At 70.7% G+C, this 26,236-nt stretch carries 21 protein-coding genes; 12 read left to right on the top strand and 9 right to left on the bottom strand.

The window, feature by feature from the left end:
• Positions 1-76 precede the first annotated feature (76 nt).
• Together P6897_RS11590 and P6897_RS11595 are read left to right on the top strand one after the other, a co-directional pair.
• A complete protein-coding gene (locus P6897_RS11590) occupies positions 77-2,596 on the top strand; it encodes a LamG-like jellyroll fold domain-containing protein (protein ID WP_282501297.1) in 2,520 nt (839 codons plus the stop codon).
• Between the two features lie 84 nt (positions 2,597-2,680).
• Positions 2,681-3,490, top strand: coding sequence for a DUF1206 domain-containing protein (locus P6897_RS11595; RefSeq protein ID WP_282501298.1), 810 nt, complete (start codon positions 2,681-2,683; stop codon positions 3,488-3,490).
• 114 nt (positions 3,491-3,604) lie between these two features.
• Here the strand turns inward: P6897_RS11595 and P6897_RS11600 are convergent, their stop codons facing one another.
• From P6897_RS11600 to P6897_RS11610, 3 genes are read right to left on the bottom strand one after another with little or no spacing between them, the layout of a single operon-like run.
• Entirely contained in the window at positions 3,605-5,362 is a 1,758-nt protein-coding gene (locus P6897_RS11600) for a proline--tRNA ligase (RefSeq protein ID WP_282501299.1), read from the bottom strand.
• Positions 5,363-5,412: 50 nt separating this feature from the next.
• Positions 5,413-6,612 carry a hypothetical protein gene (locus P6897_RS11605; RefSeq protein ID WP_282501300.1) on the bottom strand — a complete coding sequence of 400 codons (1,200 nt, stop codon included), beginning with the start codon at positions 6,610-6,612 and terminating at the stop codon, positions 5,413-5,415.
• A complete protein-coding gene (locus P6897_RS11610) occupies positions 6,603-7,139 on the bottom strand; it encodes a sigma-70 family RNA polymerase sigma factor (RefSeq protein WP_274178777.1) in 537 nt (178 codons plus the stop codon). The genes P6897_RS11605 and P6897_RS11610 overlap by 10 nt, the downstream gene beginning before the upstream one ends.
• A 135-nt stretch (positions 7,140-7,274) precedes the next feature.
• Here P6897_RS11610 and pcp point away from each other — a divergent pair, with 135 nt between their 5' ends.
• The gene (pcp, locus tag P6897_RS11615) at positions 7,275-7,910 is read left to right on the top strand and encodes a pyroglutamyl-peptidase I (RefSeq protein ID WP_282501302.1); all 636 of its coding nucleotides are present in this window, start codon (positions 7,275-7,277) and stop codon (positions 7,908-7,910) included.
• Positions 7,911-7,925: 15 nt separating this feature from the next.
• Here the strand turns inward: pcp and P6897_RS11620 are convergent, their stop codons facing one another.
• Together P6897_RS11620 and ispG are read right to left on the bottom strand one after the other, a co-directional pair.
• Complete coding sequence (locus tag P6897_RS11620; RefSeq protein WP_282501303.1) at positions 7,926-8,996, bottom strand: hypothetical protein; 1,071 nt, start codon at positions 8,994-8,996, stop codon at positions 7,926-7,928.
• A gap of 67 nt (positions 8,997-9,063) precedes the next feature.
• Positions 9,064-10,194, bottom strand: a complete 1,131-nt coding sequence (gene ispG, locus P6897_RS11625; protein WP_023955151.1) for a flavodoxin-dependent (E)-4-hydroxy-3-methylbut-2-enyl-diphosphate synthase — start codon at positions 10,192-10,194, stop codon at positions 9,064-9,066.
• A 238-nt stretch (positions 10,195-10,432) separates the two neighbouring features.
• Here ispG and P6897_RS11630 point away from each other — a divergent pair, with 238 nt between their 5' ends.
• Positions 10,433-12,370 (top strand): chorismate-binding protein, encoded by a 1,938-nt coding sequence (locus tag P6897_RS11630; protein WP_274178780.1) that lies wholly within the window; start codon positions 10,433-10,435, stop codon positions 12,368-12,370.
• A gap of 25 nt (positions 12,371-12,395) precedes the next feature.
• Here the strand turns inward: P6897_RS11630 and P6897_RS11635 are convergent, their stop codons facing one another.
• Positions 12,396-13,700: a site-2 protease family protein gene (locus P6897_RS11635; protein ID WP_274178781.1), complete on the bottom strand. Its 1,305-nt coding sequence runs from the start codon at positions 13,698-13,700 to the stop codon at positions 12,396-12,398.
• An 80-nt stretch (positions 13,701-13,780) separates the two neighbouring features.
• On the opposite strand from P6897_RS11635, the gene P6897_RS11640 reads away from it, so the two are divergent.
• From P6897_RS11640 to pflA, 5 genes are all read left to right on the top strand, one after another.
• Entirely contained in the window at positions 13,781-14,344 is a 564-nt protein-coding gene (locus tag P6897_RS11640; protein ID WP_282501304.1) for a hypothetical protein, read from the top strand.
• A 56-nt stretch (positions 14,345-14,400) separates the two neighbouring features.
• Positions 14,401-15,102: a DUF1775 domain-containing protein gene (locus P6897_RS11645; RefSeq protein ID WP_274178783.1), complete on the top strand. Its 702-nt coding sequence runs from the start codon at positions 14,401-14,403 to the stop codon at positions 15,100-15,102.
• Between the two features lie 66 nt (positions 15,103-15,168).
• Entirely contained in the window at positions 15,169-16,776 is a 1,608-nt protein-coding gene (locus tag P6897_RS11650; protein WP_274178784.1) for a UDP-N-acetylmuramoyl-L-alanyl-D-glutamate--2,6-diaminopimelate ligase, read from the top strand.
• Positions 16,777-16,958: 182 nt separating this feature from the next.
• Positions 16,959-19,232: a formate C-acetyltransferase gene (gene pflB, locus P6897_RS11655; protein WP_274178785.1), complete on the top strand. Its 2,274-nt coding sequence runs from the start codon at positions 16,959-16,961 to the stop codon at positions 19,230-19,232.
• Between the two features lie 14 nt (positions 19,233-19,246).
• Positions 19,247-20,050, top strand: a complete 804-nt coding sequence (gene pflA, locus P6897_RS11660; protein ID WP_274179033.1) for a pyruvate formate-lyase-activating protein — start codon at positions 19,247-19,249, stop codon at positions 20,048-20,050.
• 9 nt (positions 20,051-20,059) lie between these two features.
• On the opposite strand, the gene dxr is transcribed toward pflA, so the two are convergent.
• Positions 20,060-21,145 (bottom strand): 1-deoxy-D-xylulose-5-phosphate reductoisomerase, encoded by a 1,086-nt coding sequence (dxr, locus tag P6897_RS11665; protein WP_274178786.1) that lies wholly within the window; start codon positions 21,143-21,145, stop codon positions 20,060-20,062.
• A gap of 57 nt (positions 21,146-21,202) precedes the next feature.
• A complete protein-coding gene (locus P6897_RS11670) occupies positions 21,203-22,180 on the bottom strand; it encodes an FKBP-type peptidyl-prolyl cis-trans isomerase (protein ID WP_274178787.1) in 978 nt (325 codons plus the stop codon).
• A gap of 142 nt (positions 22,181-22,322) precedes the next feature.
• Here P6897_RS11670 and P6897_RS11675 point away from each other — a divergent pair, with 142 nt between their 5' ends.
• Both P6897_RS11675 and P6897_RS11680 read left to right on the top strand, forming a co-directional pair.
• Entirely contained in the window at positions 22,323-23,747 is a 1,425-nt protein-coding gene (locus P6897_RS11675; protein WP_274178788.1) for an HNH endonuclease signature motif containing protein, read from the top strand.
• A gap of 212 nt (positions 23,748-23,959) precedes the next feature.
• The gene (locus tag P6897_RS11680; protein ID WP_240309746.1) at positions 23,960-24,676 is read left to right on the top strand and encodes a lysophospholipid acyltransferase family protein; all 717 of its coding nucleotides are present in this window, start codon (positions 23,960-23,962) and stop codon (positions 24,674-24,676) included.
• A 9-nt stretch (positions 24,677-24,685) separates the two neighbouring features.
• Here the strand turns inward: P6897_RS11680 and P6897_RS11685 are convergent, their stop codons facing one another.
• Positions 24,686-25,165, bottom strand: coding sequence for an OsmC family protein (locus P6897_RS11685; protein ID WP_112617254.1), 480 nt, complete (start codon positions 25,163-25,165; stop codon positions 24,686-24,688).
• A 52-nt stretch (positions 25,166-25,217) separates the two neighbouring features.
• Here P6897_RS11685 and P6897_RS11690 point away from each other — a divergent pair, with 52 nt between their 5' ends.
• Positions 25,218-26,207, top strand: coding sequence for an asparaginase (locus P6897_RS11690; protein ID WP_112617255.1), 990 nt, complete (start codon positions 25,218-25,220; stop codon positions 26,205-26,207).
• The last annotated feature ends 29 nt before the right edge of the window (positions 26,208-26,236 follow it).

Genomic DNA, 26,236 nt, shown 5'->3' on the forward strand with positions numbered 1-26,236 from the left:
TAGCCGTCACGGAGTCTCTCCAGAGTCGGGATCGGCGCACATCGCGCCGCCCTCCCCGTCGAACAGGAGCTCCCGCGTGTCCTCACGCCTTCCGTCAGCCACCCGCACGCGTCGCACCGCCGCCGCCCTGACCGTGGCGGGCCTCGCCGCCGGTCTCGCCGTGGCCGCGCCCGCAACCACCGCGGCGACCGCCGCCGCGCCTCCCGCCGAAGACCTCGCCTCCCGCTTCACCCTCGCCGTGCTGCCCGACACGCAGTTCTACTCGCGCTACTCGGCCGACCAGTTCCTGCCGCGCTACGGCACCGACCCGTTCGCGACGCAGACGGAGTGGCTGACGGCTCACGCGGACGACCTGCGCATTCCCTTCACGTTGCACCTCGGGGACATCGTCGACCGCGCCGGGGTCGAGGCCGAGTGGCGTGCGGCCGACGCCGCCATGCGCACCATGGACGAGGCCGCTGCGCCCTACTCGATCCTTCCCGGCAACCACGACGTGCTCAACAGTGGCGTCCGCGATGACCAGCTCGACGTCGCGAACGAGCCCTTCAACCGCTGGTTCGGCGCGACACGGGCGGCGACGCAGAGCACGTACGGCGGCAGCGACCCGCTGGGGCTGAGCCAGTTCCACATCTTCGAGGCCGAAGGCCAGCGGTTCATGTCGCTCGCCGTCGCCTGGAACGCCTCGGACGCAACGCTCGCCTGGGCCCAGAGCGTGCTCGACGCGCACCCGGACGTCCCGGTCATCCTCACCTCGCACGCCCTGATCAACGTCGCGGCCGACCAGACCTCCCCCGTCGAGACCGGCGACAGCCAGCGGATGTGGGACCGCCTCATCCGGGGCAACGACCAGATCTTCCTGACCTTCAACGGCCACTTCCATGGCGCGACGCGACAGGTCAAGCAGAACGACTTCGGCCACGACGTGCATCAGGTGCTGATGGACTATCAGATGGCGTACGAGGGCGGCAACGGCTACCTCGGCCTCGTCGAGTTCGACCTCACCAACGGCCGCCTGTCGCTCGAAACGGGGTCGCCGTGGGTTGTGCAGAAGCCGCAGGAGAGCCTCACGAGCTACGACCAGCCCCTCCTCGACGGTGAGCATCAGCGTTTCTCGGTTCCGATCGACTTCCGGGAACGCTTCGCCGGCTTCGCTCCCGGGTTCACCGCCGGTTCCGCCGATGAGCCGAAGCTGACGGAGGCCGCGCGCGCGATCCTCCTCGACGGCTTCGAGGGCCCCGATCCGATCTCGACCGAGGCCCCCGGCAACGAACTCGACTTCGTCGAGGCCGAGGGCACGCTCGCCCACTGGCGATTCAACGGTCAGGACGGCGTCGTCGACGCGGACACGGTGATCGAGGACATCGCCGGCGACAACGACCTCACCCGTCCCGACCCCGCCGACACGAACGCGGTCGGAACGCTCTGGGAGGACGTGACCGTCCAGTCCTCCGACGTGCACGGCTACTCGTCGGACGCGGCGGCCGTGTGCTTCGACGACTCGTCGGGATCGCGCTTCAGCTACCTGACGACGGCCCCCGACGCCCCGATCAATGAGGCAGACCTGTCGCAGGGGTACACGATCGAGACCTTCGTGAAGATGGACGCCGACTGGAACGCCTCGGCGAACGGATGGTCGAAGGCCCTGACCCGCACCGGCAACCGGTCGCAGATCGGTGTGCCCGAGACCCGCTGGGACTGGACCGCCTCCCCCACCGCGCTGGGCATCTCGAACCTGCGCGAGTTCCAGTACACGAGCCTCGACGCCGACGCGACGCTCGGCGACCGCGTCAACTGGTCGGGCGAGATCATGGTCGACCAATGGCAGCACGTCGCGATCGTGAACGACCCCGAGTCGCGCACGACGACCATGTACGTCGACGGTGCCCCGGTGCTGCGCAACGCCACGAACGTCGGCGGTATGGCCTGGCACGAGGGACACTCGTGGATCCTCGGGGCCGACTGGACCGATGACGCCGCGCGCAACGGATGGCATGGCTGCATCGGCGAGACGCGCATCATCGACCGCCCGACCACGCCGGACGAGTGGCTGACGCAGCGCGCCGACCTGACCGGCTTCGGGGTGCGCGAGGCGCCGTCGGGCGAGCTCGCCTCCGATGTGTCGTCCGTGCGCTTCGCGGGCGTCGGCTTCCCCGGCGCCGAGGTGCGCCTGGCGCCCGCCGCCGAGGGCGTGGCGGCACGTGCCGACCTCGGCGGCGCCGTCACCGCCGTGGCGGCGGACGGCACGTGGGAGATCGTCGTCACCTCGGGCCTGACCGCCGGCGAGCACGCCGTCGAACTCTCGCAGGCTCTCGGAGCGCGCTCGATCACGCCGCAGCGCGTCGACTTCGCGATCGCGGCCGCTGCGCCCGCTCCGGCTCCGACGACGCCCGCCCTTCCCGGCGGGACCGTTCCCGGCGGGACCGCGCCGGGAGGCGCCGTGCCGACCGGCGCACCTGCCGCGGACGTCGACGGTTCGCTGGCCGCCACCGGCGGCGACTCGGGCATCCTGATGCCCGTCGCCGTGGCGGCATCCGTGCTCACCGTCCTCGGTGGCGTGCTCCTGGCGCTGCGTCGCCGACGCATCGCTCGCGGCTGATCCCCCGGGCCGGGGCGCGGCGGCATCCGTCGCGTCCCGGCCCGCCGCCGCCCTCTCCGGCCCGTGCCGTCGTAGGCTCGCGGGATGGCCGAACACGGGGTGCACGACGCGGCGCGCGCCGTCGAACGGCATCCCGCGGCGCGCGTGCTCGCCCGGGGCGGCTACGTCGCGAACGGTTTCGTGCACCTGCTGATCGGGTCGCTCATCGTCGCGGTCGCTTTCGGCGGCGACCGCGACGCCGACCAGACGGGAGCCTTCCGCGCGGTCGCCGAGCTTCCGCTCGGGTTCGTCGCGCTGTGGGCCGCAGCCGCTCTCCTGACCGCGCTGGGCGTGTGGCATCTCGCCGAGGGAATGCTGGCCTCGCGGCGCCGGCGCGGCGCCGCCGTCTGGGGGCTGCGGGTCTCGGAATGGGGACAGGCCGTCGTGTTCCTGTTCTTCGGCGGGTTGTCCGCCGCCGTGGCGCTCGGCGCACGCCCGCAGGCCGATGAAGCCGCGCGCGACGCGAGCCGCGGCATCCTCGCGCTTCCGGGCGGCGTGTTCGCGATCGTGCTCGTCGGGGCCGGTGTCGCGATCGCGGGAGTGGTCTTCGTCGTGATGGGCGTGCGGCGCTCCTTCCACTCGAAGATGACGATCCCCGACGGAGCGGTCGGTCGCGCCGTCGAGGGCCTCGGGATCCTCGGCTTCATCGCGAAGGGCATTGCTCTGGGGTCGCTGGGCGGTGTGCTCATCGTCGCCGCCGTGCGTTCGCGCGCCGACCAGGCCGGCAGCCTGGATGCTGCGATCCGGGCGCTGCTCGACCTGGCTTTCGGCCCCGAGATCGTGGTCGTCGTGGGGGCCGGGCTCATCGCCTACGGCGTGTTCACGGTCTTCCGCGCGCGCTACGCCGACCTCTGACCCCCGGGTCTCTCGGCGGCTGCCCGCTTGCGGGCGCACCTCGGCCTGTCGAGCGCAGGAACACGTGCGCCGGATGCCGCAACCTGCGCGGCATCCGGCGACCGGGTGCTGAGATCAGCGGGCGGTGAGTCGCGCGACCGCGTCGGCCGCGGCGAGGGTCTCGCGTTCGCCCGTCCGACGGTCCCACAGCTCGACCTGGCCGTCGGCCGCGCCGCGCCCGACGATGAGGATGCGCGGCACGCCCACCAGCTCGGCGTCGCCGAACTTCACGCCGGGCGACACCTTCGGGCGGTCGTCGTAGACGACCTCCAGGCCCGTCGCCTCGAGCTCGCCCGAGAGCTGCTCGGCCAGCTCGAAGGCCGCGGCGTCCCGGCCGGTCGCCACGACGTGCACGTCGAACGGAGCGACCGACGCGGGCCAGATGAGTCCACGCTCGTCGTTGTTGAGCTCGGCGATGATCGCGAGGATGCGGGTCACACCGATGCCGTACGAGCCCATCGTGACCGTGACGAGCTTGCCGTTCTCGTCGAGGACCTTCAGCCCCAGTGCCTCGGCGTACTTGCGGCCGAGCTGGAAGACGTGACCGATCTCCATGCCCCGCGCGATCGAGACCGGGCCCGAGCCGTCGGGCGCCGGGTCGCCCTCGCGCACGGTGGCGACCTCGACGAACGCGTCGGCCGTGAAGTCGCGGCCCGCGACGAGGGAGTGCACGTGCTTCTGGTCGATGTTCGCGCCCGTGATCCACGAGGTCCCGTCGACGACGCGGGGGTCGAGGACGTAGCGGATGCCGGTGCCCGACTCCTCGCCGAGCACCGGGCCCTCGGGCGACCAGGGGCCGATGTAGCCCTTGACCAGCAGCGGGTTCTTGGCGAAGTCCTCGGCCGTCGCCGGCTCGACCTCGGCCGGCGCGAAGGCGACCTCAACACGCTTGTCGTCGACGTCGCGGTCGCCGGGCAGGCCCACGACGACGAGCTCACGCGTGCCGTCGAGGTGCGTGAGAGCGAGCACGACGTTCTTGAGCGTATGCGCCGCGGTGAACTCACCCTCGAGGTTCGCGTTGACGTGTGCGACAAGCGTCTCGATCGTGGGGGTGTCGGGCGAGTCGAAGACGACCGGCTCCGGCAGCCCGTCGATCGGCCCGGCCTCGGGCACGACCGTCGTGAACGCCTCGACGTTCGCGGCATACCCGCCCGCGGATCGCACGAACGAGTCCTCGCCGACGGGGGTCGGGTGCAGGAACTCTTCCGAGCGGGAGCCGCCCATGGCCCCGGCATCCGCCTGCACGATGACGTATTCGAGACCGAGGCGCTGGAAGATGCGCTCGTACGCGTCGCGCTGGGCCTGATAGCTCGCCTCGAGCCCGGCGTCGTTCGCGTCGAACGAGTACGCGTCCTTCATCGTGAACTCGCGGCCGCGCAGCAGGCCGGCACGGGGACGGGCCTCGTCGCGGTACTTGTCCTGGATCTGGTAGATCGTCAGCGGCAGGTCCTTATACGACGAGTAAAGGTCCTTGACGAGGAGGGTGAAGGCCTCCTCGTGGGTCGGAGCGAGCAGGTAGTCGCCGCCCTTGCGGTCCTGCAGGCGGAACAGCAGGTCGCCGTACTCCTCCCAGCGTCCCGTCGCCTCGTACGCCTCGCGCGGCATCAGCGCCGGGAAGTGCACCTCCTGCGCACCGGCCGCCGCCATCTCCTCACGCACGACGCGCTCGATCTTGGCCTTGACGCGCAGGCCGAGAGGCAGCCAGGCGAAGATGCCCGCCGCCTGCGGTCGGATGTAGCCGGCGCGGATCAGCAGCTTGTGACTGGCGACCTCGGCGCCCGCGGGGTCTTCACGGAGCGTGCGGAGGAACAGGTGCGACATACGGGTGACCACGAGTCGAGTCTACGGATGCCGCGGGGCCGCGATGCGCGCGCGATCGTTCCTCACCCCGCCGCGTCCCGCATCGCCGACAGCACGCGCTCCGCGGCATCCACGACGTCCGGCGCCTCCATGATCTCGACGACGTTCACGCCATCTGTCGCGAGGAGGTAGGAGCTGTCAGGACGGATAGCCCCGACGCCCCGCACGGCCTCGGTCGCGCCCGCGACGTCGACCGGCACCGGGACGTCGCGTCGGCCGTCACCTGCGGCGAGTCGATTCCATTCCCATGCGCCTCCGGGATAGATCGTCACGATGACCGCGTCGAGACGGGCTGAGTTCGGCGCGTACCAGCGGCAGACGGTGCCGAGCCCCGCGTCGCGCGCGATCTCGATGTGAACGTCTGTGCCGAAAGCCGAGGGGTACCCCTCGACGAAGTCGGTCGTGCCGAGGATGTCGGCCACCGAGACCCGTTCCCGCAGCTCATCGCACGTCATCGGAGACCACCACGAGGAAGTGCGCGCCGCCGGCATCGGACGACCGGCATTCTCGAGGGCTGACATGAAGAGCGGGGCAACCGCGTCGAGTCGGGCCGTGACGACGTCATTGCTGACCCCGTCAGCGTTACCGAACACGCCGCTGACCGTCACGAGCATCCAGGTGTCGCCATCGGACACCGCCCGACGACAACCCTCGCTGTCGTAGCGGAAACCTTCGCAGACCGTGTCGGAGTACGTGGAGACGACGCTCGCGGGAACAACGTCCGCGGGGAGGGCGGACACCTGCACGGATTCGAAAGTGCTGGATTCCCACGAGCAATCGAGACCGCCGAGCGTCCGGACCTCGGGCGTGCTGAGGTCCGTCGCGGGGCCGAGCTCGACCCCGACAGCCGACGAGAGCGCGCTCGCATCGAACACCTGTGTGCAATCGCCCCTGAAGGCCATGGTCGGCGCGGACAGCTGCGGCTCCGCATCCGGAGTCGCTGTCTGGGTGGGCGAAGGCTCCGCCGTCGGAGTGGGGGAAGGCGTGGGTGTGGGCGTCGGCGTCGGCGTGGACGTCTCGACCGGAGTCAGGATGCGGTCGTCCGGGCGGAGGGCCGCGAAGGCGACGCCCGCGACGACGACGGCCACGAGGGCGGACGCGGCCGCTCCCGCGACGATGCGCGAGCGGCGCGCGCGGGCGGCGCGCAGCCGCTTCACACCCCCGACGACACGATCGCGCAGATCGCCGTGCTCGTTCGGGGTGAGCTGATCGTTCAGGTCCACGATGCCTCCAACGCCGTCATCTCGTCTCGTAGCCGGCTCTTCGCCCGTGAGAGGCGTGATTTCACCGTGCCGACCGGGATGCCCAGGGTCTGCGCGACGTCGCGTTCCGGGTAGCCCTCGAGCACGCTGAGGACGACGACGCTCTGCTCACCGGCCGGCAGCTGCTTGAGCGCCGCGAGTACACCGCTCTCGTCGTGGGCGGACGGTGCCGCGGATGCGGACGCCGCAGGGGTCTTCGCCAGCAGCGCTCGGTAGCGCCGCCCCGCTCGCTCGAGATTGCGAGCCGCGTTCGCGACGGTCGTCAAGAGCCACGGCAGCGGCGACCCGTCGACCAGGCGCACGCTCGCGCGCCTGCGCCAGAGCTCGAAGAACGCGATGGCGACCGCGTCCTTCGCATCCTCGCGATCGGTCAGCAGCCGGGTCGCGTGCCGGAACAGTCGCGACTCGTATCTGTCGAACAGGTCTCCCAGCGCGGACTCGTCGCCCGCCCGCAGTCGCTGCCATGCAGCGGCCTCATCATCTCCCACACCATGTAGTGTCCGGCACCACCGAGAAGGTTCGCGGTCGTGCGAACTAATCTGAGCGGATGACGACCGTGCCGGAGGCCGTGGAGCAGCGACTCGCCCCGGTCGAATGTCGGAGCGGCCGCCTAGCCTGAACTCATGAGAACCGTGCTGCTGACTGGATTCGAGCCGTTCGCCGGAGACGCGACGAACCCATCGGGGGACGCGGTGAACCTGGTCGCCGACCATTGGACGGGCCCGGAGAACCTGGTCATGGCGGTGCTGCCGGTGACCTTCCACGGGGCCAGGTTGCAGCTGCTGGAGCTCATCGTCGAGCACTCCCCCGACGTCATCATCGCGACCGGCCTGGCCGGGGGCCGCACGGGGATCGCTGTCGAACGAGTGGCGCTCAACCTCAAGGACGCGCGAATCCCGGACAACAGCGGCGAGCAGCCCGTCGACGAGCCGTCGGTCAGGCACGCGCCCGACGCACACTTCGCGACGCTGCCCGTGAAAGCGATCGCCGCGGACATCATGGCGGCGGGCATCCCTGCCTCGGTCTCATACTCGGCGGGCACCTTCGTCTGCAACCACGTGATGTTCACGGCCCTGGATGGCGGCGAGCCGGGCGATCGCGCCGCCGGCTTCATCCACGTTCCCTACGCCACCGAGAACGCACCCGAGGGCCAGCCGTCGCTGCCGCTCTCGGACATTGCGCAAGCGTTGCGCATCGCCATCCGCACCTCCTTGGACACCGAGGTGGACCACTCGTACGCGGCAGGCTCCATCTGGTGAGAGGCAGCTGCCTCGTCAGCTCGAGAGCGCGGAGAGCATTCGCCCGAGGACCTGCCCTGCGAGGTCGAGATTCTCGTCGTAGAGGCTGACCACGTTCACTCCGTCGGTCGCGAACGCCTTGTACGAGCCGTAACCCCAATCTGTGGCGAAGGCGTCGGTCGCACCGGCCACGTCCAGCTCGACAACCGATGACTCCGCCGCCCGCCCGCGCAACTCGTCCCACTGCCACCCCAGGCCCGGCGCGACCTGCGGCGAGAGGATGTGGAACTCGTCCGTCTCGTAATCTATCCGCTCGCCGTCGGAGAACAGCGGACACGCTCGGAAGACACCCGCCGCTGCCAGCAGGACCTCCTCCGGCTGCTCGGAACCCTCCCAGTAGCCGTGGCGGTACGGACCGATGAGTTCCTCGAGACCGAGGGACTCGCCGAGATCCACGCAGTCGGGAATCGCCCAGACGTCGTCGGTGGCGGCAGCGCGCCGCGGCTGCGTCGCCGCTGGCAGGTTGGCTGCGACCGCCTCGATGGCTGCGTTCAGCAGCTCGTCCGGGGTCTCGACAGCACCCCATCCGGCGTTCGCGCCGACCCACACATCGGCCACGACACGCCCAAGGCGACAGTTGTTGGCGTCGTAGCTGGGCTCACAGGTCGCCACGGAGTAGCGAGCGGCGAACTCGTTGTTCACCTCCACCGCCGGAACCACTGTCATGGTGAGGCTGCCGATACCTTCGGGAAGATCCGCGCCTTCACCGGCGAACCAGGTACAGGCGAGGCCCCCGAGCGTCCCGAGGGGCTCGACGTCGACCTCCACCGGACGCTCCGCGTCCCACGCGAGGTACTGTTCGGCCCGGGTCAGCGACCCCGCACCGAGGAGCTCGTCGCGCTGCTCACCCGTGAGCATCTGCTCGCAGTCGCCGTCGAAGGCCCGAACGGGCTCGAGGTTCGGCGTCGGCGTGGGCGTCGGGGAGGGCGCGTCCGAGGACGGGCGCGCCGGCGTCGGTGCTTCCGCCGCTCGGTCGACGGGAGCGCACCCCACCGCGAGAGTTGCGGCGAGCGCGAGGGACAGGAGCGCGGCAGGACGGCGAAGCACGCAGCCAGCCTGGCAGGACCGGCATGCCGGCCGCGGCATCCGCCGTCGAAGCTTTATGGAACCGATCTCAGGCGGTGACGACCTGCGCCGTGCCGAGCGGCGCGTCGGGACCGAGCTCGTCGGCGATACGGCGGGCCTCTTCGATGAGGGTCGCGACGATCTCCGACTCGGGCACGGTCTTGATGACCTCGCCCTTGACGAAGATCTGCCCCTTGCCGTTGCCCGACGCGACGCCGAGGTCAGCCTCCCGCGCCTCGCCCGGCCCGTTGACGACGCAGCCCATGACGGCGACGCGCAGCGGCACGGTGACATCCTTCAGACCCGCGGTGACGTCGTCGGCGAGCGTGTAGACGTCGACCTGCGCACGCCCGCACGAGGGGCACGAGACGATCTCGAGCTTGCGCTCCCGCAGGTTGAGCGACTGCAGGATCTGGTGTCCGACCTTGACCTCCTCGGCCGGCGGCGCCGACAGCGAGACGCGGATCGTGTCGCCGATCCCCTCGCCCAGCAGGATGCCGAACGCGGTGGCGCTCTTGATCGTGCCCTGAAACGCCGGCCCCGCCTCGGTCACCCCGAGGTGCAGGGGCCAGTCGCCGCGCTCGGCGAGCTGCCGGTAGGCCTTGACCATGACGATCGGGTCGTTGTGCTTGACCGAGATCTTGAAGTCATGGAAGTCGTGCTCCTCGAACAGCGAGGCCTCCCAGACGGCGCTCTCGACGAGCGCCTCCGGCGTCGCCTTGCCGTACTTCTCGAGCAGGCGCCGGTCGAGAGAGCCGGCGTTGACGCCGATGCGCAGCGAGACGCCGGCGGCCTTCGCCGCGTTCGCGATCGCACCGACCTGGTCGTCGAACTTCCGGATGTTGCCCGGGTTCACGCGCACCGCGGCGCATCCGGCGTCGATCGCCTGGAAGACGTACTTCGGCTGGAAGTGGATGTCGGCGATGACGGGGATCTGGCTCTTCTTGGCGATGATGTGCAGTACATCCGCGTCGTCCTGCGAGGGAACGGCCACGCGCACGATCTCGCAGCCGGATGCCGTGAGCTCGGCGATCTGCTGCAGCGTCGCGTTGATGTCGGTGGTCGGCGTCGTCGTCATCGACTGCACGCTGACGGGGGCTCCTCCCCCGACGAGCACCTTCCCGACGCGGATCTGCCGGCTCTTGCGGCGAGGGGCGAGGACGTCCGGAACCTGGGGCATCCCGAGATTGACAGCTGGCACGGGCACAGCCTACGCGGCACCGCCGCAGACGGGCTGGGAGCCGCGCGACACCGCGTCCCCGGCGCGGGTGTGATAATTTCGGCCCATGCACACGCGCCTCTCCTGGTGGCACACCGCCTAGGCGGTGTGTTCGACGTGCACACGTTTCAGACCGCCCGGCGTTGAAGGCCCGGCGGTCTTCTTCGTGGGGCGGGCGCTCCGACGAAGAAAGACGACGATGACCGGTTCTCTCCCGACCCTGACCGATCTCGCGGCGAGCGGTGCGCCCTTCGCGCTCATCGCGCGCGACGGGGCGACCGTCGAGGTGCTCCGCGGCGACGTCGTCGACGTCGACCGGCTCGCCGACATCCCGCTGGACGATCCCGACGGCACACCGCGCGAAGTGCTCGCCCTCGTGCCGTTCCGCCAGGTCGTCGAACGCGGCTTCGTCTGCCACGACGACCGGGCACCGCTGCGCTGCCTGCGTGTCGCCGACCACGATTCCCTGCCCCTGGCCGAGGCACTGCGCCAGTTGCCGTCGGAGCGGGTGCCGCTCGAGGACGCCGGGTTCGACATCTCCGACGAGGACTACGCCGAAATCGTCCGTCGCGTGATCGCCGACGAGATCGGCCGCGGCGAGGGCGCCAACTTCGTCATCCGGCGCGACTTCACCGCGACGGTCGAGACGGATGCCGTCACCGCCGGCCTCACCTGGTTCCGGGCGCTGCTGCAGCACGAGCGCGGCGCCTACTGGACCTTCCTCGTCGTGACCGACGGTCACGTCGCGGTCGGCGCCAGCCCGGAGGCCCATGTCAGCGCGCGCAGCGGGGCGCCCGCGGAGCCCGGCACGAGCATCGTCACGATGAACCCGATCTCCGGCACCTTCCGCCATCCCCGCGGTGGCGCGACCGCCGAGACGCTGACGGAGTTCCTCTCCTCCACCAAGGAGACCGAGGAACTGTTCATGGTCGTCGACGAAGAGCTGAAGATGATGTCTGCGGTCTGCTCCGACGGGGGCCGTATCACCGGCCCTCATCTGAAGGAGATGTCGCGCCTGACCCACACCGAGTACATGCTGCGCGGCTCGAGCACCATGGACCCCCGCGACATCCTTCGGGAGACGATGTTCGCACCCACCGTCACGGGGTCGCCGATGCAGAACGCCTGCACGGTGATCGCGCGGCACGAGCGGACGCCCCGCGGCTACTACTCCGGTGTCGCCGCCCTCTTCACCCCCGCGGCGGGAGGCGGCCACGACCTCGACGCCCCCATCCTGATCCGCACGGCCTATCTCGTCGACGGCCGGCTGCGCGTGCCCGTCGGAGCGACGCTCGTTCGGCACTCCGACCCGGCGGGCGAAGTGGGCGAGACCCACGGCAAGGCGGCAGGCGTCCTGGGCGCGATCGGCGCCGTCGACCGCGACGAAGCGCCCGCGGCGATCGCCGACACGACGGCGGTCGACGAGGACGCACCCGCCGCGCACCGCCCGCGGCTCGGCGACGATCCGACGATCGCGGCCCTGCTCTCCTCGCGCAACGCGCGTCTCGCGCAGTTCTGGCTCGACCCGCAAGCAGCGGGGGGCGGCCCCTACGCGGGCCGCGAGGTGCTGGTCGTCGACGCCGAGGACCGGTTCACCACGATGCTCGGGCACCAGCTGCACCACCTCGGGTTCGCCGTTCGCATCGCTCCCTGGCACGAGGTCACGGATGCCGCGGTCGACGAGGCCGGTCTCGTCGTCTTCGGCCCCGGCCCGGGCGATCCGCGCGACGGCGCCAGCCCTCGCATCGCCCGTATGCGCGAGCTCGTCGGCCGGCGCGCCGACGCGGGCAGGCCGCTGCTCGCCGTGTGCCTGAGCCACCAGATCCTGGCCGACCGGCTCGGGATCGCGCTGGCCCCCCTCGCGTCGCCCCATCAGGGCCTGCAGAAGAGCGTCGACGTGTTCGGACAACCCGCGTCCATCGGCTTCTACAACACGTTCACGGCACGCGTCGCCCCCGGCACCGAACGCCTGGGCGACACCGAGATCGCGGCGGACCCGTCGTCGGGTGACGTGTACGCGCTCCGGGGACCGGCGTACGCCTCCGTGCAGGGGCATCTCGAGTCGATCCTGTCGCGAGATGGTCTGCCGACACTCGAGCGGCTCATCGGATTCGCGCTCGAGCCCGTCTCCGCCTGATCGCGCCGCGTCGGCGGCGAGCGCGTCAGCCGAGGATCGAGATCGGGTTGAAGACGTCGGCGAGGATCAGCGTGCCGCCCATGACGATGAGCCCGATCACGACGACGAAGGTGACGGGCACGAGCTTCGTGGCGTCGACGGGGCGCGGAGGCGGGCGGCGGAAGAGCTTCGCCCAGGCGCGCTTGATCCCGTCCCACAGGGCCACCACGACGTGTCCGCCGTCGAGAGGCAGCAGGGGCAGCAGGTTGAAGATGAACAGCGCGATGTTGAGCGAGCCGAGCAGGTTCAGCACCTGGAAGGCACGGTCCTGAATCGGCGCGTCGGTCGCGGCCACCTCCCCGGCAATACGCCCGGCACCGACGACCGACAGCGGTCCGTTGGGATCGCGCTCCCCACCGGTCACGAGGGCGACTCCGGTCTCGTAGACCTTGACCGGCAGCTGCCAGATGACGCTCGCGACGGCACCCAGCCGCTCGACCGCGGCCTGCGGCCCCGTCCAGATCGGCTGCGGCACGTTGACCCGTGTTCCCGTCATGCCGACGAACCCGACCTCCTTGACCTCGGTCGCGCCGTCCGCCGTCGTCACGGGACGTTCCGCGGCGATCGGGGTGACCTCGAGCGTGACGCGGTCGCCGTCGCGCTCGACGACGACCGGGATCGTGCGTCCCGGCGACGCCTGGATGATCGCGGTCGCCTCGACATAGCCGGACACCTCGGTCCCGTCGACGGCGACGATGACGTCCCCGGGACGGATGCCGCCGGCCGCGGCCGGTGAGACGGGATCGCCGGGCTCGCATGTCGTGCGCTCGACGCCGGCCGGAACGACGCACTCGTTCACACCGGCGATCGTCGTGGAGACGCTCGGCAGCCCGATGGCGCTCAGCGCGATGCCGAAGAGCACCATCGCGAGCACGAGGTTCATCAGCGGCCCGCCGACCATGATGACGATGCGCTTCCACACCGAGAGCTGGTAGAACGCCGGACGCGCGTCGTTCTCGACGAGGGTCTCGGCGTTGGCGAGACGGGCGTCCTGCACCATCGCCCCGAAGAAGCGACCACTGCGCCGGGTGGCGGCGTCGGGCTCGTCGGGTGCTGGCGGGTACATGCCCGACATCGAGATGTAGCCGCCGAGAGGCAGCGCCTTCACGCCGTACTCGGTCTCGCCGAAGCGCCGCGACCAGAGCGTCGGCCCCAGGCCGATCATGTACCGGCCGACGCGCACGCCGAACAGCTTGGCGGGCACGAGGTGGCCGACCTCGTGCAGCGCGATCGACACGGCGAGCCCGACGACGAGCAGCACGACGCCGATGACGAAAGCGAGGACGGTCACGACCACTCAGAGTACCCGCCGAGTCTTTGAATCGGCCCAGGCCGTAAACTCCCACTATGGAGCGGGCGCAGAGTGCGACAGTGCGGCGTGCTCGCGCGCTGCGCGGAACCGCCTCCGCCGCGATCGCCACCGTCTTCGCCGCCACCGCCCACACCATCTCGGGCGGGCTCGCGCCCTTTTGGCTCATCGTCGTCGCGACGCTGCTCGCTGCCCCCGCGGCCGTCTGGCTCGCCGGCAGGGCACCCTCGGCATGGCGGACCTGCCTCGTCGTGCTGGCGAGCCAGGGCCTGTTCCACACGTTCTTCTCCATCGCCGGCTCCACTGACCCGACGGCGCCCCTCGGGCACGTCCACGGCGGAACGCTCGCCGCGCTCGGGCCTGTCGCGCACACGCACGCCTTCGGCATGAACATGACCGCCACGCACGTCGTCGCGGCCGCCGTCACCGTCGCGACGCTCGTCGTCGGCGAGCGCCTCGTGCGCCTCATCCATCGCGGCATCCGTCGGTTCGTGCGTCTGATGTCGCCGTCGGTTCGCGCGCGGACGCCCCTGCTGCGTCCCGCCGTCGGGAGCACGCGCGTCGTCCCGGCACGTCGTCTCCGTTCCTCTCTGTCGCTGCGGGGTCCGCCGGTCGCCACCGCGTGACCCCCCCTTCCCGTAGCGGCCGGCACGACGCCGCCCGCATGTTCCGAGAGACGACAATGACCCTCACCATCACCGCGCGCCGCCGTGCGCGCCTGGCCGTCGGCGTGACCGCCGGCGCCGCACTCGCCCTGGCCCTTCCGCTGGCCGCCTCCGCGCACGTCCACGTGACGCCGGAGGAAGTCGCCGCCAACGGCTCGACCCGCATCGACTTCTCGTTCAGCCACGGCTGCGACGGATCGCCCACGACGGCGCTCGTCGTCGACATCCCCGCCGAGGCACAGGGAGCGACCCCCGTCATCGACGGCGCGTGGACCATCACCACCGAAGCGGGCGAGAACGGCATCCCCACGCGCGTCACGTACACAGCGGTGGCGCCCATCCCCGACGCCTACGCGGCCTCCGCCGGCATGAACGTGATCTTCCCGGGATCGGCCGAGGGCGAGAGCTTCGCCTTCCCCGTGACGCAGCAGTGCGAGGCGGGAGAGGCTGCCTGGGTGCAGGTCGCCGAGGACGGCCAGGACCCGGACGACCTCGAGTACCCCGCTCCCGTCGTGGTTGTGGGGGCGGCCGCAGCCGACGCGCACGGCGGTCACTCCGAGAGCGGCCACTCGTCCGCGGGCACGTCCGACGCGGCCGATGCCGAGGCGACGGCCGCGGCCGCGCCCGCGGCCGACCCGCTGCCGATCTGGCTCTCGGCCGGCGCACTCGTCCTCGCGGCTGCGGCGCTCGTCCTGGCGATCACCCGCCGACGCGCGTGAGCACAGCCGGGGCGGGCGCGTCAATCGGCGCGGCCGCCCCGGAACCGGGATGAGACAATGGTGGGAATGCCTACCGACGCCCCGAACCTCCCTCCCGTCCTCCGACCCGAGACGCCGCCGCGCCGCTCCCTGGCCGAGCTCGCCGCCCACGTCGGCGGCCGGATCGTCGGCGATGCATCCGACGTCTCGGTCACGGGTATCACCCTCGCGACGGCCGACCTGCGTCCGGGGGAAGCGTTCGTCGCGATCCGCGGCGCGGCGCGGCACGGCGCCGAGTTCGCGACGCAGGCCGCCGCGACGGGCGCCGCCGCGATCGTCACCGACACCCGCGGGGCCGAGCTCGCCGCCGACGCCGGCCTGCCCATCGTGGTCGTCGACGACCCCCGGGCCCGACTGGGCGAGCTCTCTGCCTGGGTCTACGGCACAGGCCGTGACGACCGCCTTCCTCTTCTCTTCGGCACGACCGGGACGAACGGCAAGACGAGCGTGTCGCACCTCATCGAGGGCATCCTCGGTCAGCTCGGAGCCGTCACCGGGCTGTCGTCCACGGCAGAGCGCCACATCGCGGGCGAGGTCATCGTCTCGCGGCTCACGACGCCCGAGGCCTCGGAGTTCCACGCGCTGCTCGCCCTCATGCGCGAACGCGGCGTCGAGGCGGTCGCCGTCGAGGTGAGCGCGCAGGCACTGACACGTCACCGTGTCGACGGTGTGGTCTTCGACGTCGCCGGCTTCACCAATCTCACGCACGACCACCTCGACGACTACCGCGACATGGCGGAGTACTTCGAGGCCAAGCTCCCCCTGTTCCGTGCCGACCGTGCGCGCCGGGGCGTGGTCTGCCTCGACTCCGAAGCCGGCACCCAGATCGTTGCGCGGGCCGAGATCCCCGTGACGACGATCGTCACACCCGCGATCGCCGAGTCGCCCTCCGCGACCGCGGACTGGACGGTCGAGATCGTCGCGGAGCGGCAGAGCGGCACCGAGTTCCGCCTGGTCGGGCCGGACGAACGACAGCTCACCACGACGGTTCCGGTCATCGGACGGCACATGGCCGCGAATGCCGGCCTCGCGATCGTCATGCTGCTCGAGGGCGGCTACGCGTGGGACGAGCTCGTGCGCGTGCTGGACGGGCGACGCATCGACGCTCACCTGCCGGGGCGCACGCAGCGCGTCTCGGGTGACCGCGGCCCGGCCGTGTACGTCGACTTCGGGCACTCCCCCGATGCGTTCGAGAAGACCCTGGCCGCCGTGCGGCGCGTCACCCCCGGGACCGTCGTCATGGTCTTCGGGGCCGACGGCGATCGCGACAAGACCAAGCGGCACGACATGGGTGCCACTGCCGTCCTCGGCAGCGACATCCTGATCGTGACCGACCACCACCCGCGGTTCGAGGATCCCGACGCGATCCGGGCCACTCTCCTGGAGGGCGCTCGGCGAGCGCGACCGGATGCCGACATCCGCGAGTCGTCGCCGCCCGAGAAGGCGATCATCGAGGCCGTCTCGCTCGTCGGAGAAGGCGACGCGATCCTGTGGGCGGGGCCGGGACACCAGGACTATCGCGACATCCGCGGAGTCCGCACGCCGTATTCCGCTCGAGAGCTCGCCCGTCGCGCGCTCCGAGACGCCGGCTGGCCCGTGCCCGAACCGAGTTGGGCCGTGCCTTACGCCGACTGAGCGCGTTTGTGGTCGGACCACTGTGAAAAATCAGGGGTCTCCCGCCGTCCTGTCGCTCGCGTGCACGATTCCTCCGCCACGTGCGGGTGCGGCGTAGCGTCGGCCACAGGCACGCCGCGGCAGGCACGACCAGCGCCTTCCCCGCTCCCCGGCGGGCCTTCCGACAGGACGAAGGACCCACGATGAGCACAGTCATCCCGACCACGACAGCACACGACGACGACGCGGTCCCCGCCGCGTGGGCGGGCTTCGCCCCGGGCCCGTGGCAGGACGACGTCGACGTCCGTGACTTCATCCAGCGCAACTACGAGCCCTACACCGGTGACGCATCGTTCCTCGTGGGACCGACGGCCCGCACGACCGGGCTCTGGCAGACGCTCAGCGAGATGTTCCCGGCGGAGCGCGAGCGCGGCGTGTACGACGTCGACGCCCTCACCCCCTCGACGATCACGTCGCACGCTCCGGGCTACATCCGGCGAGAGGACGAGCTGATCGTCGGTCTGCAAACCGACGCGCCCCTCCGTCGGGCGATCATGCCGAACGGCGGATGGCGCATGGTCAAGGGCGCCCTCGAGACATACGGCTATCCGGTCGATCCGACCCTCGAGACGATCTTCACGCGGTACCGCAAGACGCACAACGACGGTGTGTTCGACGTCTACCCGCCGGCCGTCCGCCGCGCCCGCAGCAGCCACATCATCACGGGCCTTCCCGACGCCTACGGCCGCGGCCGGATCATTGGCGACTACCGCCGCGTCGCCCTGTACGGCACCGACGCACTCGTGGCGGCGAAGAACGTCGAGCGGGCGGAGCTCGACATGCACCCCTCGACGGAGAACATCCTGCGCTCGCGCGAGGAGAACGCCGAGCAGATCCGCGCCCTGCACGAGCTCGCCGAGATGGCCGCCTCGTACGGCTTCGACATCACCCGGCCCGCCGCCACCGCCCGCGAGGCGATCCAGTGGCTGTACTTCGCCTACCTCGGCGCAGTGAAGGAGCAGAACGGCGCCGCGATGAGCTTCGGGCGCAACACCGCGTTCCTCGACGCGTACATCCAGCGCGACATGGCGCGCGGCATCCTGACCGAGGCCGAGGCCCAGGAGCTCGTCGACGACCTCGTCATCAAGCTGCGCATCGTGCGATTCCTGCGCACACCCGAGTACGACGCACTGTTCTCGGGCGACCCGACCTGGGTGACCGAGTCGATCGGCGGCGTCGGCGAGGACGGACGCACGCTCGTGACCAAAACCGCCTTCCGCTTCCTGCAGACGCTCTACAACCTCGGCCCCGCACCCGAGCCCAATCTGACCGTGCTGTGGACCGACGCCCTGCCCGACGGCTTCAAGGAGTTCTGCGCGCAGGTCTCGATCGACACCTCGTCGATCCAGTACGAGTCCGACGACCACATCCGCGCACTGTGCGGCGACGACGCGGCCATCGCGTGCTGCGTCTCGCCGATGACGGTCGGCAAGCAGATGCAGTTCTTCGGGGCTCGGGTCAACCTCGCCAAGACTCTCCTGTACGCCATCAACGGCGGACGCGACGAGGTGAGCGGCAAGCAGATCGCACCGGCCGCCGCCCCCGTCTCGGGAGACGTGCTCGGGTACGACGACGTGCGCGAGCGCTTCCGGGTGATGATGGAGTGGCTCGCCGAGACGTACGTCGACGCGCTCAACTGCATCCACTTCATGCACGACAAGTACGCCTACGAGCGTCTCGAGATGGCTCTGCACGACGGCAACGTCCTGCGCACCATGGCATGCGGCATCGCGGGGCTCTCGGTCGCCGCCGACTCGCTCTCGGCCATCAAGTACGCGACCGTCGAGCCGGTGCGCGATGCGTCGGGGCTCGTCGTCGACTACCTCGTGCACGGCGACTTCCCCACTTTCGGGAACGACGACGACCGCGTCGACGAGATCGCCCGCGAGCTGGTGTCGGACTTCATGTCGATGATCCGCAAGCACCAGACGTACCGTGATGCGGTGCACACCCAGTCGGTGCTGACGATCACGTCGAACGTCGTGTACGGCAAGGCCACCGGCAACACCCCCGACGGTCGCCGTGCCGGTCAGCCCTTCGCCCCGGGCGCGAACCCCATGAACGGGCGCGACACGCACGGGATGCTGGCGGCGGCACTGTCGGTCGCGAAACTGCCCTTCGACCAGGCCCAGGACGGCATCTCGCTGACCACGACGGTGACGCCGAGCGGTCTCGGGCGCACGCCCGAGGAACGGGTGCGCAACCTCGTGGGGCTGCTCGATGCGCAGATGGCGTCGGACGGCTACCACCTCAACGTCAACGTGCTGACGCGCGAGACGCTCGAGGATGCGATGGTCAATCCCGACAAGTACCCGCAGCTGACCATCCGGGTGTCCGGCTACGCGGTCAACTTCGTGCGACTGACCCGAGAGCAGCAGCTCGACGTGCTCAGCCGCACCTTCCACACGGGGGTCTGACTCCCGTGTCCGCCATCCTGGTGCCGGGCGAAGCCTGCACCGCCGATCTGAGCGATCCCCGTCATGACCGTCTCGCCGCACGACGGTCCGGGCACGTCGCGAGTGTGCACTCCTGGGAGCTCGTCACTTCCGTGGACGGCCCCGGCACCAGGATGACCCTCTTCCTCGCGGGATGCCCGCTGCGGTGCCAGTACTGCCACAACCCCGACACCTGGCGTCAGCGCGACGGCGAGCTCACCGCTCTCGACGACATCGTCGCCCGGCTGCGCCGGTACCTGCCGGTCTTCCGCGCGACGGGCGGCGGGCTCACGATCTCCGGCGGCGAGCCGCTGCAGCAGTCGGCCTTCGTCACCCGCCTGGCCCGAGCCGCCGCCGAGCTCGGGGTGCACGTCGCCATCGACACCTCCGGCAACCTCGGCCGCGCGGCATCCGATGCGCTGCTCGACGATGTCTCACTCGTCCTGCTCGACGTGAAGTCGGGCTTGCCCGACACCTATCGCGAGGTCACCGGCCGCGACCTGCAGCCGACGATCGAGTTCGGCGACCGCCTCGCGGCCCGCGGCACTCCGGTGTGGATCAGGTTCGTGCTCGTGCCCGGACTCACGGATGCCGCGGAGAACGTCGACGCCGTCGCCGACATCGTCGCCCGGTGGCAGAACGTGCAGCGGGTCGAGGTGCTGCCGTTCCATCAGATGGGTACGTCGAAGTGGGAGCGTCTGGGCATCCCCTATCCGCTCGCCGGGCGACCGACGCCGGATGCCGAGCTGCTCGCCCGGGTCCGCGGTCAGTTCGCCGCGCGAGGCCTCACCGTCTACTGACGGCGGTCGTCATCGCGTCGCACCGATCGCCCGGTCAGCGGCGTTCCGGGCCCACGACTCGGCCTCCGCGAGCGACTCCCGCGAGAGTTCGCTCGGCGGGCGGTGCGCTTCGACGACGCGCTCGACGGTCTCCACGATGCCGAGGAAGCTCAGCGCGCCCGCATGGAACGCCTCGACGGCCTGCTCGTTCGCGGCGTTGAAGACCGCCGGATAGGTTCCGCCCTCGCGACCCACGCGTTTGGCGAGGGCGACGGCCGGGAACGCGGCGTCGTCGAGCGGCTCGAAGGTCCACGCGCTCGCGCGCGTCCAGTCGAGCGGAGCGCCGACGCCCGCGACCCGGCGCGGCCAGTCGAGACCGAGCGAGATCGGCAGGCGCATGTCGGGCGGCGAGGCCTGGGCGATGGTGGACCCGTCGAGGAACTCGACCATCGAATGCACGACGGACTGGGGATGCACGACGACGTCGATGCGGTCGTACTCCACGCCGAACAGCAGGTGCGCCTCGATGACCTCGAGCCCCTTGTTGACGAGGGTCGCGGAGTTGGTGGTCACGACGCGTCCCATGTCCCACGTGGGGTGAGCGAGGGCCTGGTCCGGTGTGACGGAGGCCAGTTCGTCGCGGCAACGGCCGCGGAACGGCCCGCCGGATGCCGTGAGCACGAGCCGCCGGACCTCGTCAGGCTCGCCCGACCGCAGCGCCTGCGCGATGGCGGAGTGCTCCGAGTCGACAGGAACGATCTGACCCGGCGCAGCGAGCGACGTGACGAGCTCGCCGCCGACGATGAGCGATTCTTTATTCGCCAGCGCGAGGGTGCGACCTGACTCCAGGGCGGCCAGGGTCGGGCCCAGCCCGACCGACCCCGTGATGCCGTTGAGCACGACATCGGCCTCGACGTCACGGACAAGACGTTCCGCGTCGGCCGCACCGAGTGCGGTGTGGGTCACACCGAACCGCGCCGCCTGCTCTTCCAGCATCCGAGCGTTCGAGCCCGCGGCGAGTCCCACGACCTCGAACCGGTCTCGACGGGAGTCGATGACGTCGAGCGCCTGCGTTCCGATCGAGCCGGTGGAGCCGAGGATGAGGACGCGACGCATGCCGTCAGCCTAGGTGCTGCGGGTGTGCCGGTTTAGTTGCCGCGGCGGTGGGTGACCTCAGCCCGCGGCGGGGGCCGGGGTGCGCTGGACGCCGAGGATGTCGACGACGAAGATGAGCGTCTCGTTCTGGAGCTCGCTGCCCTCCTGCGCACCGTAACCCGCGGCCGGCGGGATGACGACGAGCACCTGCGAGCCGACCTGCTGCCCCTCGAGCGCCTGCTGGAAGCCGGCGACGACCTTATTCGTCTCGAACGCTGCGGGCTGGCCGCGGTCCCAGCTCGAGTCGAACACCGAGCCGTCCGACCACTTCACGCCGGTGTACTGCACGAACGCGGTGTCACCGGGCTGGATGGTGGCGCCGTCACCGGTCTTGAGGTTGGCCAGCTGCACCTCGGTCGGCGCGTCCGTGCCGGGGAGGGTGATGGTGGGGGCGCCGTTGTCGGCCAGGGCGACGGTCGGCATTCCGTCGACGGGGGCCTGGTCGGCGCCGTCGGCTCGCGTCGGAAGCTTCTCGACCCCCTCGGCGACGACGACCACTGATGTCCGATCCTGACCGAAGGCCGAGCCGGGGATCGCGAGGGCGGCGGTCGAGCCGAGCGGCGCGCATTCGAGAGCCGCGACGAACACCGAGTACTGCTGCGGGTCGAGCAGCACCGGCACAAGACCGGAGTCATCGGGAGAGGTGTCGCGCGACTGCTCGAGCAGCTCGCCCGTCGCGCCGTCGTAGATCGCGTAGGAGCCGGAGACGAGATCGCCCGAGACGAGGTCCTCGCCGTCGCCGCGAGTCGTGAGCGTCCGCTCGATCTCGGCGGGCTCGAGGCCCGGATTGACCTTCGCCGTGAGCTCGGGTGCGGACCCCGAGACCTCGATGCTGTCGGAGGACTCCCCCGGCTGGGCGTTCACGAGGCACTGCTCCGACGCACCGGAGGCGTTCGGGCTGGGCGACTCGGTGGCCGTGTCACCGCTCGCGCAACCGGCGAGCGCAAGCGCCGAAACGGCGACGACGGACAGGGCGGCGAACGGGCGCAGACGCACGGAAGAACCTCTTCGATCGGGGGTGGGAGCTCTCATCCTCTCGCACGAGCATCGGTGTGCGCTGAGAGCGGCGGATGCACGTGCCCCTTCGGGCTGTGGAGAACCGCGGGGCGATGTCGGAGGTCCGTGGGAATATTAGAACATGCATTCGAATGGCGGGTTGAGCGGCGGGATGGGCAGTGACGCAGACGTCGATGCGCTCGCGGAGCTGGTCGCGGATGCCGAAGGAGCGGCGGACGTCGTTCGGGCTGGTCAGGTGCGTGAGGTTCGGGTGCTCGCCGCGGCCTCGGTGCTCGCGGAGAAGCAGGCCGCGGGCGCGTCCGAGAAGGTCAAGGCGCGCGAGATGGCGCTGCGGGGGATCGCGGCGGAGCTCGCCGGGGTGTTCGTCGCGACCGACCGGACGTTGCAGCGCCGCATCGACGAGGCCCGGGATCTGGTCGACAACTTCCCGCTGGCGATGGCCGCGTGGGAGGACGGGCGCATCGTCCGCGGGCATGTGCGGGTGATTCAGGAGGTCGGATGCCTCGTGCCCGCAGAGGGCCGGGCGGAGTTCGAACGCGCCGCGATCGAGAAGTGCGAGGGCGAGACGCCCAACCGGGTGCGCGAAGCGCTGCGGATGCTGGCGGAGCGGATCAACCCGCGGACGTTCACCGAGCGGCACGAAGACGCCGCCGCGGGGCGGTGCGTGCGGGTGCAGCCCGGGCCGGATGGGATGTCGGACCTGATCGCGACGCTGCCGACCGTGATCGCCGACGGAATCGTGGACCGGCTGACGCGCCAGGCCCGGGAGATCATCAATGCGCGGGTGCAGGGCGACGCGGCGGGTGGCGCGGGCGCCCCCGAAGCACGAGCCGACGTCCCTGACGCGCGAACCGACGCGAGCGGTGGCGCGCTCCATGCCGATACGACGATTTGCGACGGGTCGTCGTTCGTCGACGATGCCCGCACGATCGATCAGGTGCGCGCCGATGTGTTCTCCGACCTGCTCCTCGCCGGCTCGCCGACCCTCGACCCGACTGGCACCGGTGACGGGAACGGAACCCTCGGGGCGATCCGCGCGCACGTGCAGGTCGCGGTATCGGCACTCACGCTGATGGGTCAGGACGAGGGGCCGGCTGACCTGGCCGGCCGCTCCCCCATCGATGCCGCCACTGCACGTGAGCTCGCGGGCAACGCGACCGCGTGGGATCGGTTGATGACCGACCCGGTCACGGGAACCGTGCTCGAGTGCGACAGCTACCGGCCCACCGCCGCCATGGTCAGGCTGCTGCGGGCCCGTGATCGGCACTGCCGATTCCCCGGATGCCGGCAACCCGCCATCCGCTGCGAACTCGACCACACCATCGCCGCATCCGACGGCGGTGCCACCCACGTGTGCAATCTCGCCAACCTCTGCAAACGCCATCACGACGTCAAACACCACACCCGATGGCGAGTACGACAACTCCCCGGCGGACGGCTGATCTGGACATCACCGACGGGGCGGGTCTACCGCGAGGACGCACCACCACCGCTCGTCGCCTTCACCGTCGCGGCTCCGCCCGGACCGGGAGTTCCGCCATTCTGACGAGTCCACCCTTCGACGCGCGCTCCGCGAGTTCGGCCCGCTCCGCGAGTTCGGCGCGCGCGCTCGGCGGGTGCGCGCGCTGGGACAACATGTCCACGGAGTTATGCGTTCCGCAGTAGCCTCGTCTGGTGAACGCTGACGCAACCGAGCCGCAGTCCGGCGAGCCCGGCGAGCACGAAGAAGCCGCAGCCGCCGTCGAAGCCGTTCCCGGAATCGGTCTCACCTACGTGATCGGCCGCTGGGTGCTCGCGCCGCTGGCGCGCATGCTCTACCGCCCGCGCATCGAGGGCCGCGAGAACTTCCCTCGCAAGGGCGCCGTCATCCTCGCGAGCAACCATCTCTCGTTCATCGACTCCTTCGTCATCCCGATGGCCTCGCCGCGTCCGGTGCGGTTCCTGGCGAAGTCGAGCTACTTCGACGGCACCGGTTTCCGCGGGTGGCTCTCGCGCGAGTTCTTCTACGCCGCCGGCGCGTTCCCGGTCCGGCGCGGTGCCGGCCAGGCTGCGCTGGATGCCCTGGATCAGCAGAAGAAGATGCTCGACGCGGGATGGTCGACGGCTCTCTACCCGGAAGGCACGCGGTCACTCGACGGCCGCCTGTACAAGGGCCGCACCGGGGTCGCCTTCCTGGCTCTGCAGACCGGCGCACCGGTCATCCCCGTCGGACTGATCGGCACGAGCGAGATCATGCCCGTCGGCGCCAAGTTCCCGCGGTTGCGCCCACGCGTCACCGTGCGATTCGGCGAGCCGCTCGACCTCAGCCACCACGGGTCGGCGGATTCCGGTCGCGCGCGCCGCAATGCCACCGACGAGATCATGGCCGCGATCCACGCCCTGTCGGGTCAGGAGCTCGCCGGCGCCTACAACGAGGCCCCGCCGCAGAACGCCGTCGAACGGATCAAGCAGGCCCTGCCCCACGAGCGCCGCTGACGCAGCGAATCATCCCTCGCCCGACACGACGATCGTCGGCTCGTGCCGGACCGGGAAGTTCACCGAGTTCGCGATGAAGCACCATTCGTTCGCCTGCGCGTGCGCCGCGATGGCTGCTTCGCGCATCGACTCCTCAGCGACGACGACGCGGGGCCGCAGAACGACCTCCGTGAACGCACCGCCGCCACGCCCGTCTTCGCGCATCATCCCGGTGGCGTCGTCCGTGTACTCGACGACGACGACGCCGGTCGTCACGCAGGCGTGCAGATACGACAGCAGGTGGCACTCGGAGAGCGCCGAGAGCAGAAGATCCTCCGGATTCCACCGGCTCGGGTCTCCGCGGAAGGGCTTATCGCTCGACGCGGCGAGGGGCGGCTTGCCCTCGATGCTCAACGTCACGGCCCGGTCATAGTCCCGGTAGCCGCTCGTCCCGGTGCCGCGGTTGCCGGTCCACTCAGCCCGCACGGAGTAGTGATGCTCACCCAACATGCGGACAGTCTGGCACGCGGCATCGCGGGGTCCGCGACGGTAGGCTGTCGGGGTGCCGCAGACCTTCGCCGTTCCCGCCGCTGTCGAGCTCGCGGTCGTCGAGCGCAGCGGTTTCATCGAGTCGCGACATGCCGGTGCAGCGGTCGTCCTGGGCGCCGACGGCGCACCGATCCGCACCCTCGGCGACGTCGACGCCCCGATCCTGCCGCGCTCGACGCTCAAGCCCCTCCAAGCCCTCGCCAGCCTGACCGCCGGGGCCTCTCTCGAGGGTGAGCGACTCGGCCTGGCGACGGCCAGCCACTCCGGCACCGACCGGCATGTCTCCGTCGTCCGAGGCATCCTCAACGACGTCGGGCTGGGCGAGGACGACCTCGGCTGCCCTCCCGCCTGGCCGGGCGACACCGCGACGCGCGACGAGATGGTCCGCGAACTCGGCTCCCCCACCCGCATCCGGATGAACTGCTCCGGCAAGCACGCCGCGATGCTGGCTGCCTGCGTCGCGAGCGGATGGGACACCACCACCTACCTCGACCCCGACCACCCGCTTCAGGTTCACACCCGCGAGGTCATCGAGCGACTCACCGGCACCAAGGCGTCGGCGATGGCGATCGACGGCTGCGGCGCCCCCGTCTACGCGATGAGCCTCATCGCGCTCGGACGCGCTATCCAGCGCATCGGCACCGCGAGCGAGCGGTCGCCCTTCGCGCTGCACCGCATGGCCGGCGCCCTCGTCCGAGCAGTTCGCGAGAACCCGTGGACGATCGACGGCCCCGGCCGGCCCGACACCGTCGCGATCGAGCGCCTCGGCGTCTTCGCGAAGACCGGTGCCGAGGGTGTGCTCGTGATGGTGGCCCCCGACGGCACCACCGTGGCCCTGAAGGTGCTCGACGGCAACGGGAGAGCCGCGACGGCGATCGCACTCACGCTCCTCGTGAAGGCCGGTGCGCTCGAAGCGGCGCCGGTGGCCCGCGTGATCTCTCATCTTCCGCTGACCGTGCTCGGCGGCGGACAGAACGTCGGCATCATCCGGCCGACGGTGTAGCGGCTCCTCACGAGGGAGCGCAGAAAGGA

The sequence above is a fragment of the Microbacterium sp. BDGP8 genome, assembly GCF_029991045.1.
GTDB classification, from domain to species: domain Bacteria; phylum Actinomycetota; class Actinomycetes; order Actinomycetales; family Microbacteriaceae; genus Microbacterium; species Microbacterium plantarum.

What these genes read in the sequence shown, in the direction of transcription:
- pcp (WP_282501302.1), top strand. Translation starts at nt 7,275, where the DNA reads ATGAGAACCGTGCTGCTGACTGGATTCGAGCCGTTCGCCGGAGACGCG.
- P6897_RS11650 (WP_274178784.1), top strand. Translation starts at nt 15,169, where the DNA reads ATGCCTACCGACGCCCCGAACCTCCCTCCCGTCCTCCGACCCGAGACG.
- P6897_RS11685 (WP_112617254.1), bottom strand. Translation starts at nt 25,165, where the DNA reads ATGTTGGGTGAGCATCACTACTCCGTGCGGGCTGAGTGGACCGGCAAC.
- P6897_RS11630 (WP_274178780.1), top strand. Translation starts at nt 10,433, where the DNA reads ATGACCGGTTCTCTCCCGACCCTGACCGATCTCGCGGCGAGCGGTGCG.
- pflB (WP_274178785.1), top strand. Translation starts at nt 16,959, where the DNA reads ATGAGCACAGTCATCCCGACCACGACAGCACACGACGACGACGCGGTC.
- P6897_RS11675 (WP_274178788.1), top strand. Translation starts at nt 22,323, where the DNA reads ATGCATTCGAATGGCGGGTTGAGCGGCGGGATGGGCAGTGACGCAGAC.
- P6897_RS11595 (WP_282501298.1), top strand. Translation starts at nt 2,681, where the DNA reads ATGGCCGAACACGGGGTGCACGACGCGGCGCGCGCCGTCGAACGGCAT.
- P6897_RS11645 (WP_274178783.1), top strand. Translation starts at nt 14,401, where the DNA reads ATGACCCTCACCATCACCGCGCGCCGCCGTGCGCGCCTGGCCGTCGGC.
- dxr (WP_274178786.1), bottom strand. Translation starts at nt 21,145, where the DNA reads ATGCGTCGCGTCCTCATCCTCGGCTCCACCGGCTCGATCGGAACGCAG.
- ispG (WP_023955151.1), bottom strand. Translation starts at nt 10,194, where the DNA reads ATGCCCCAGGTTCCGGACGTCCTCGCCCCTCGCCGCAAGAGCCGGCAG.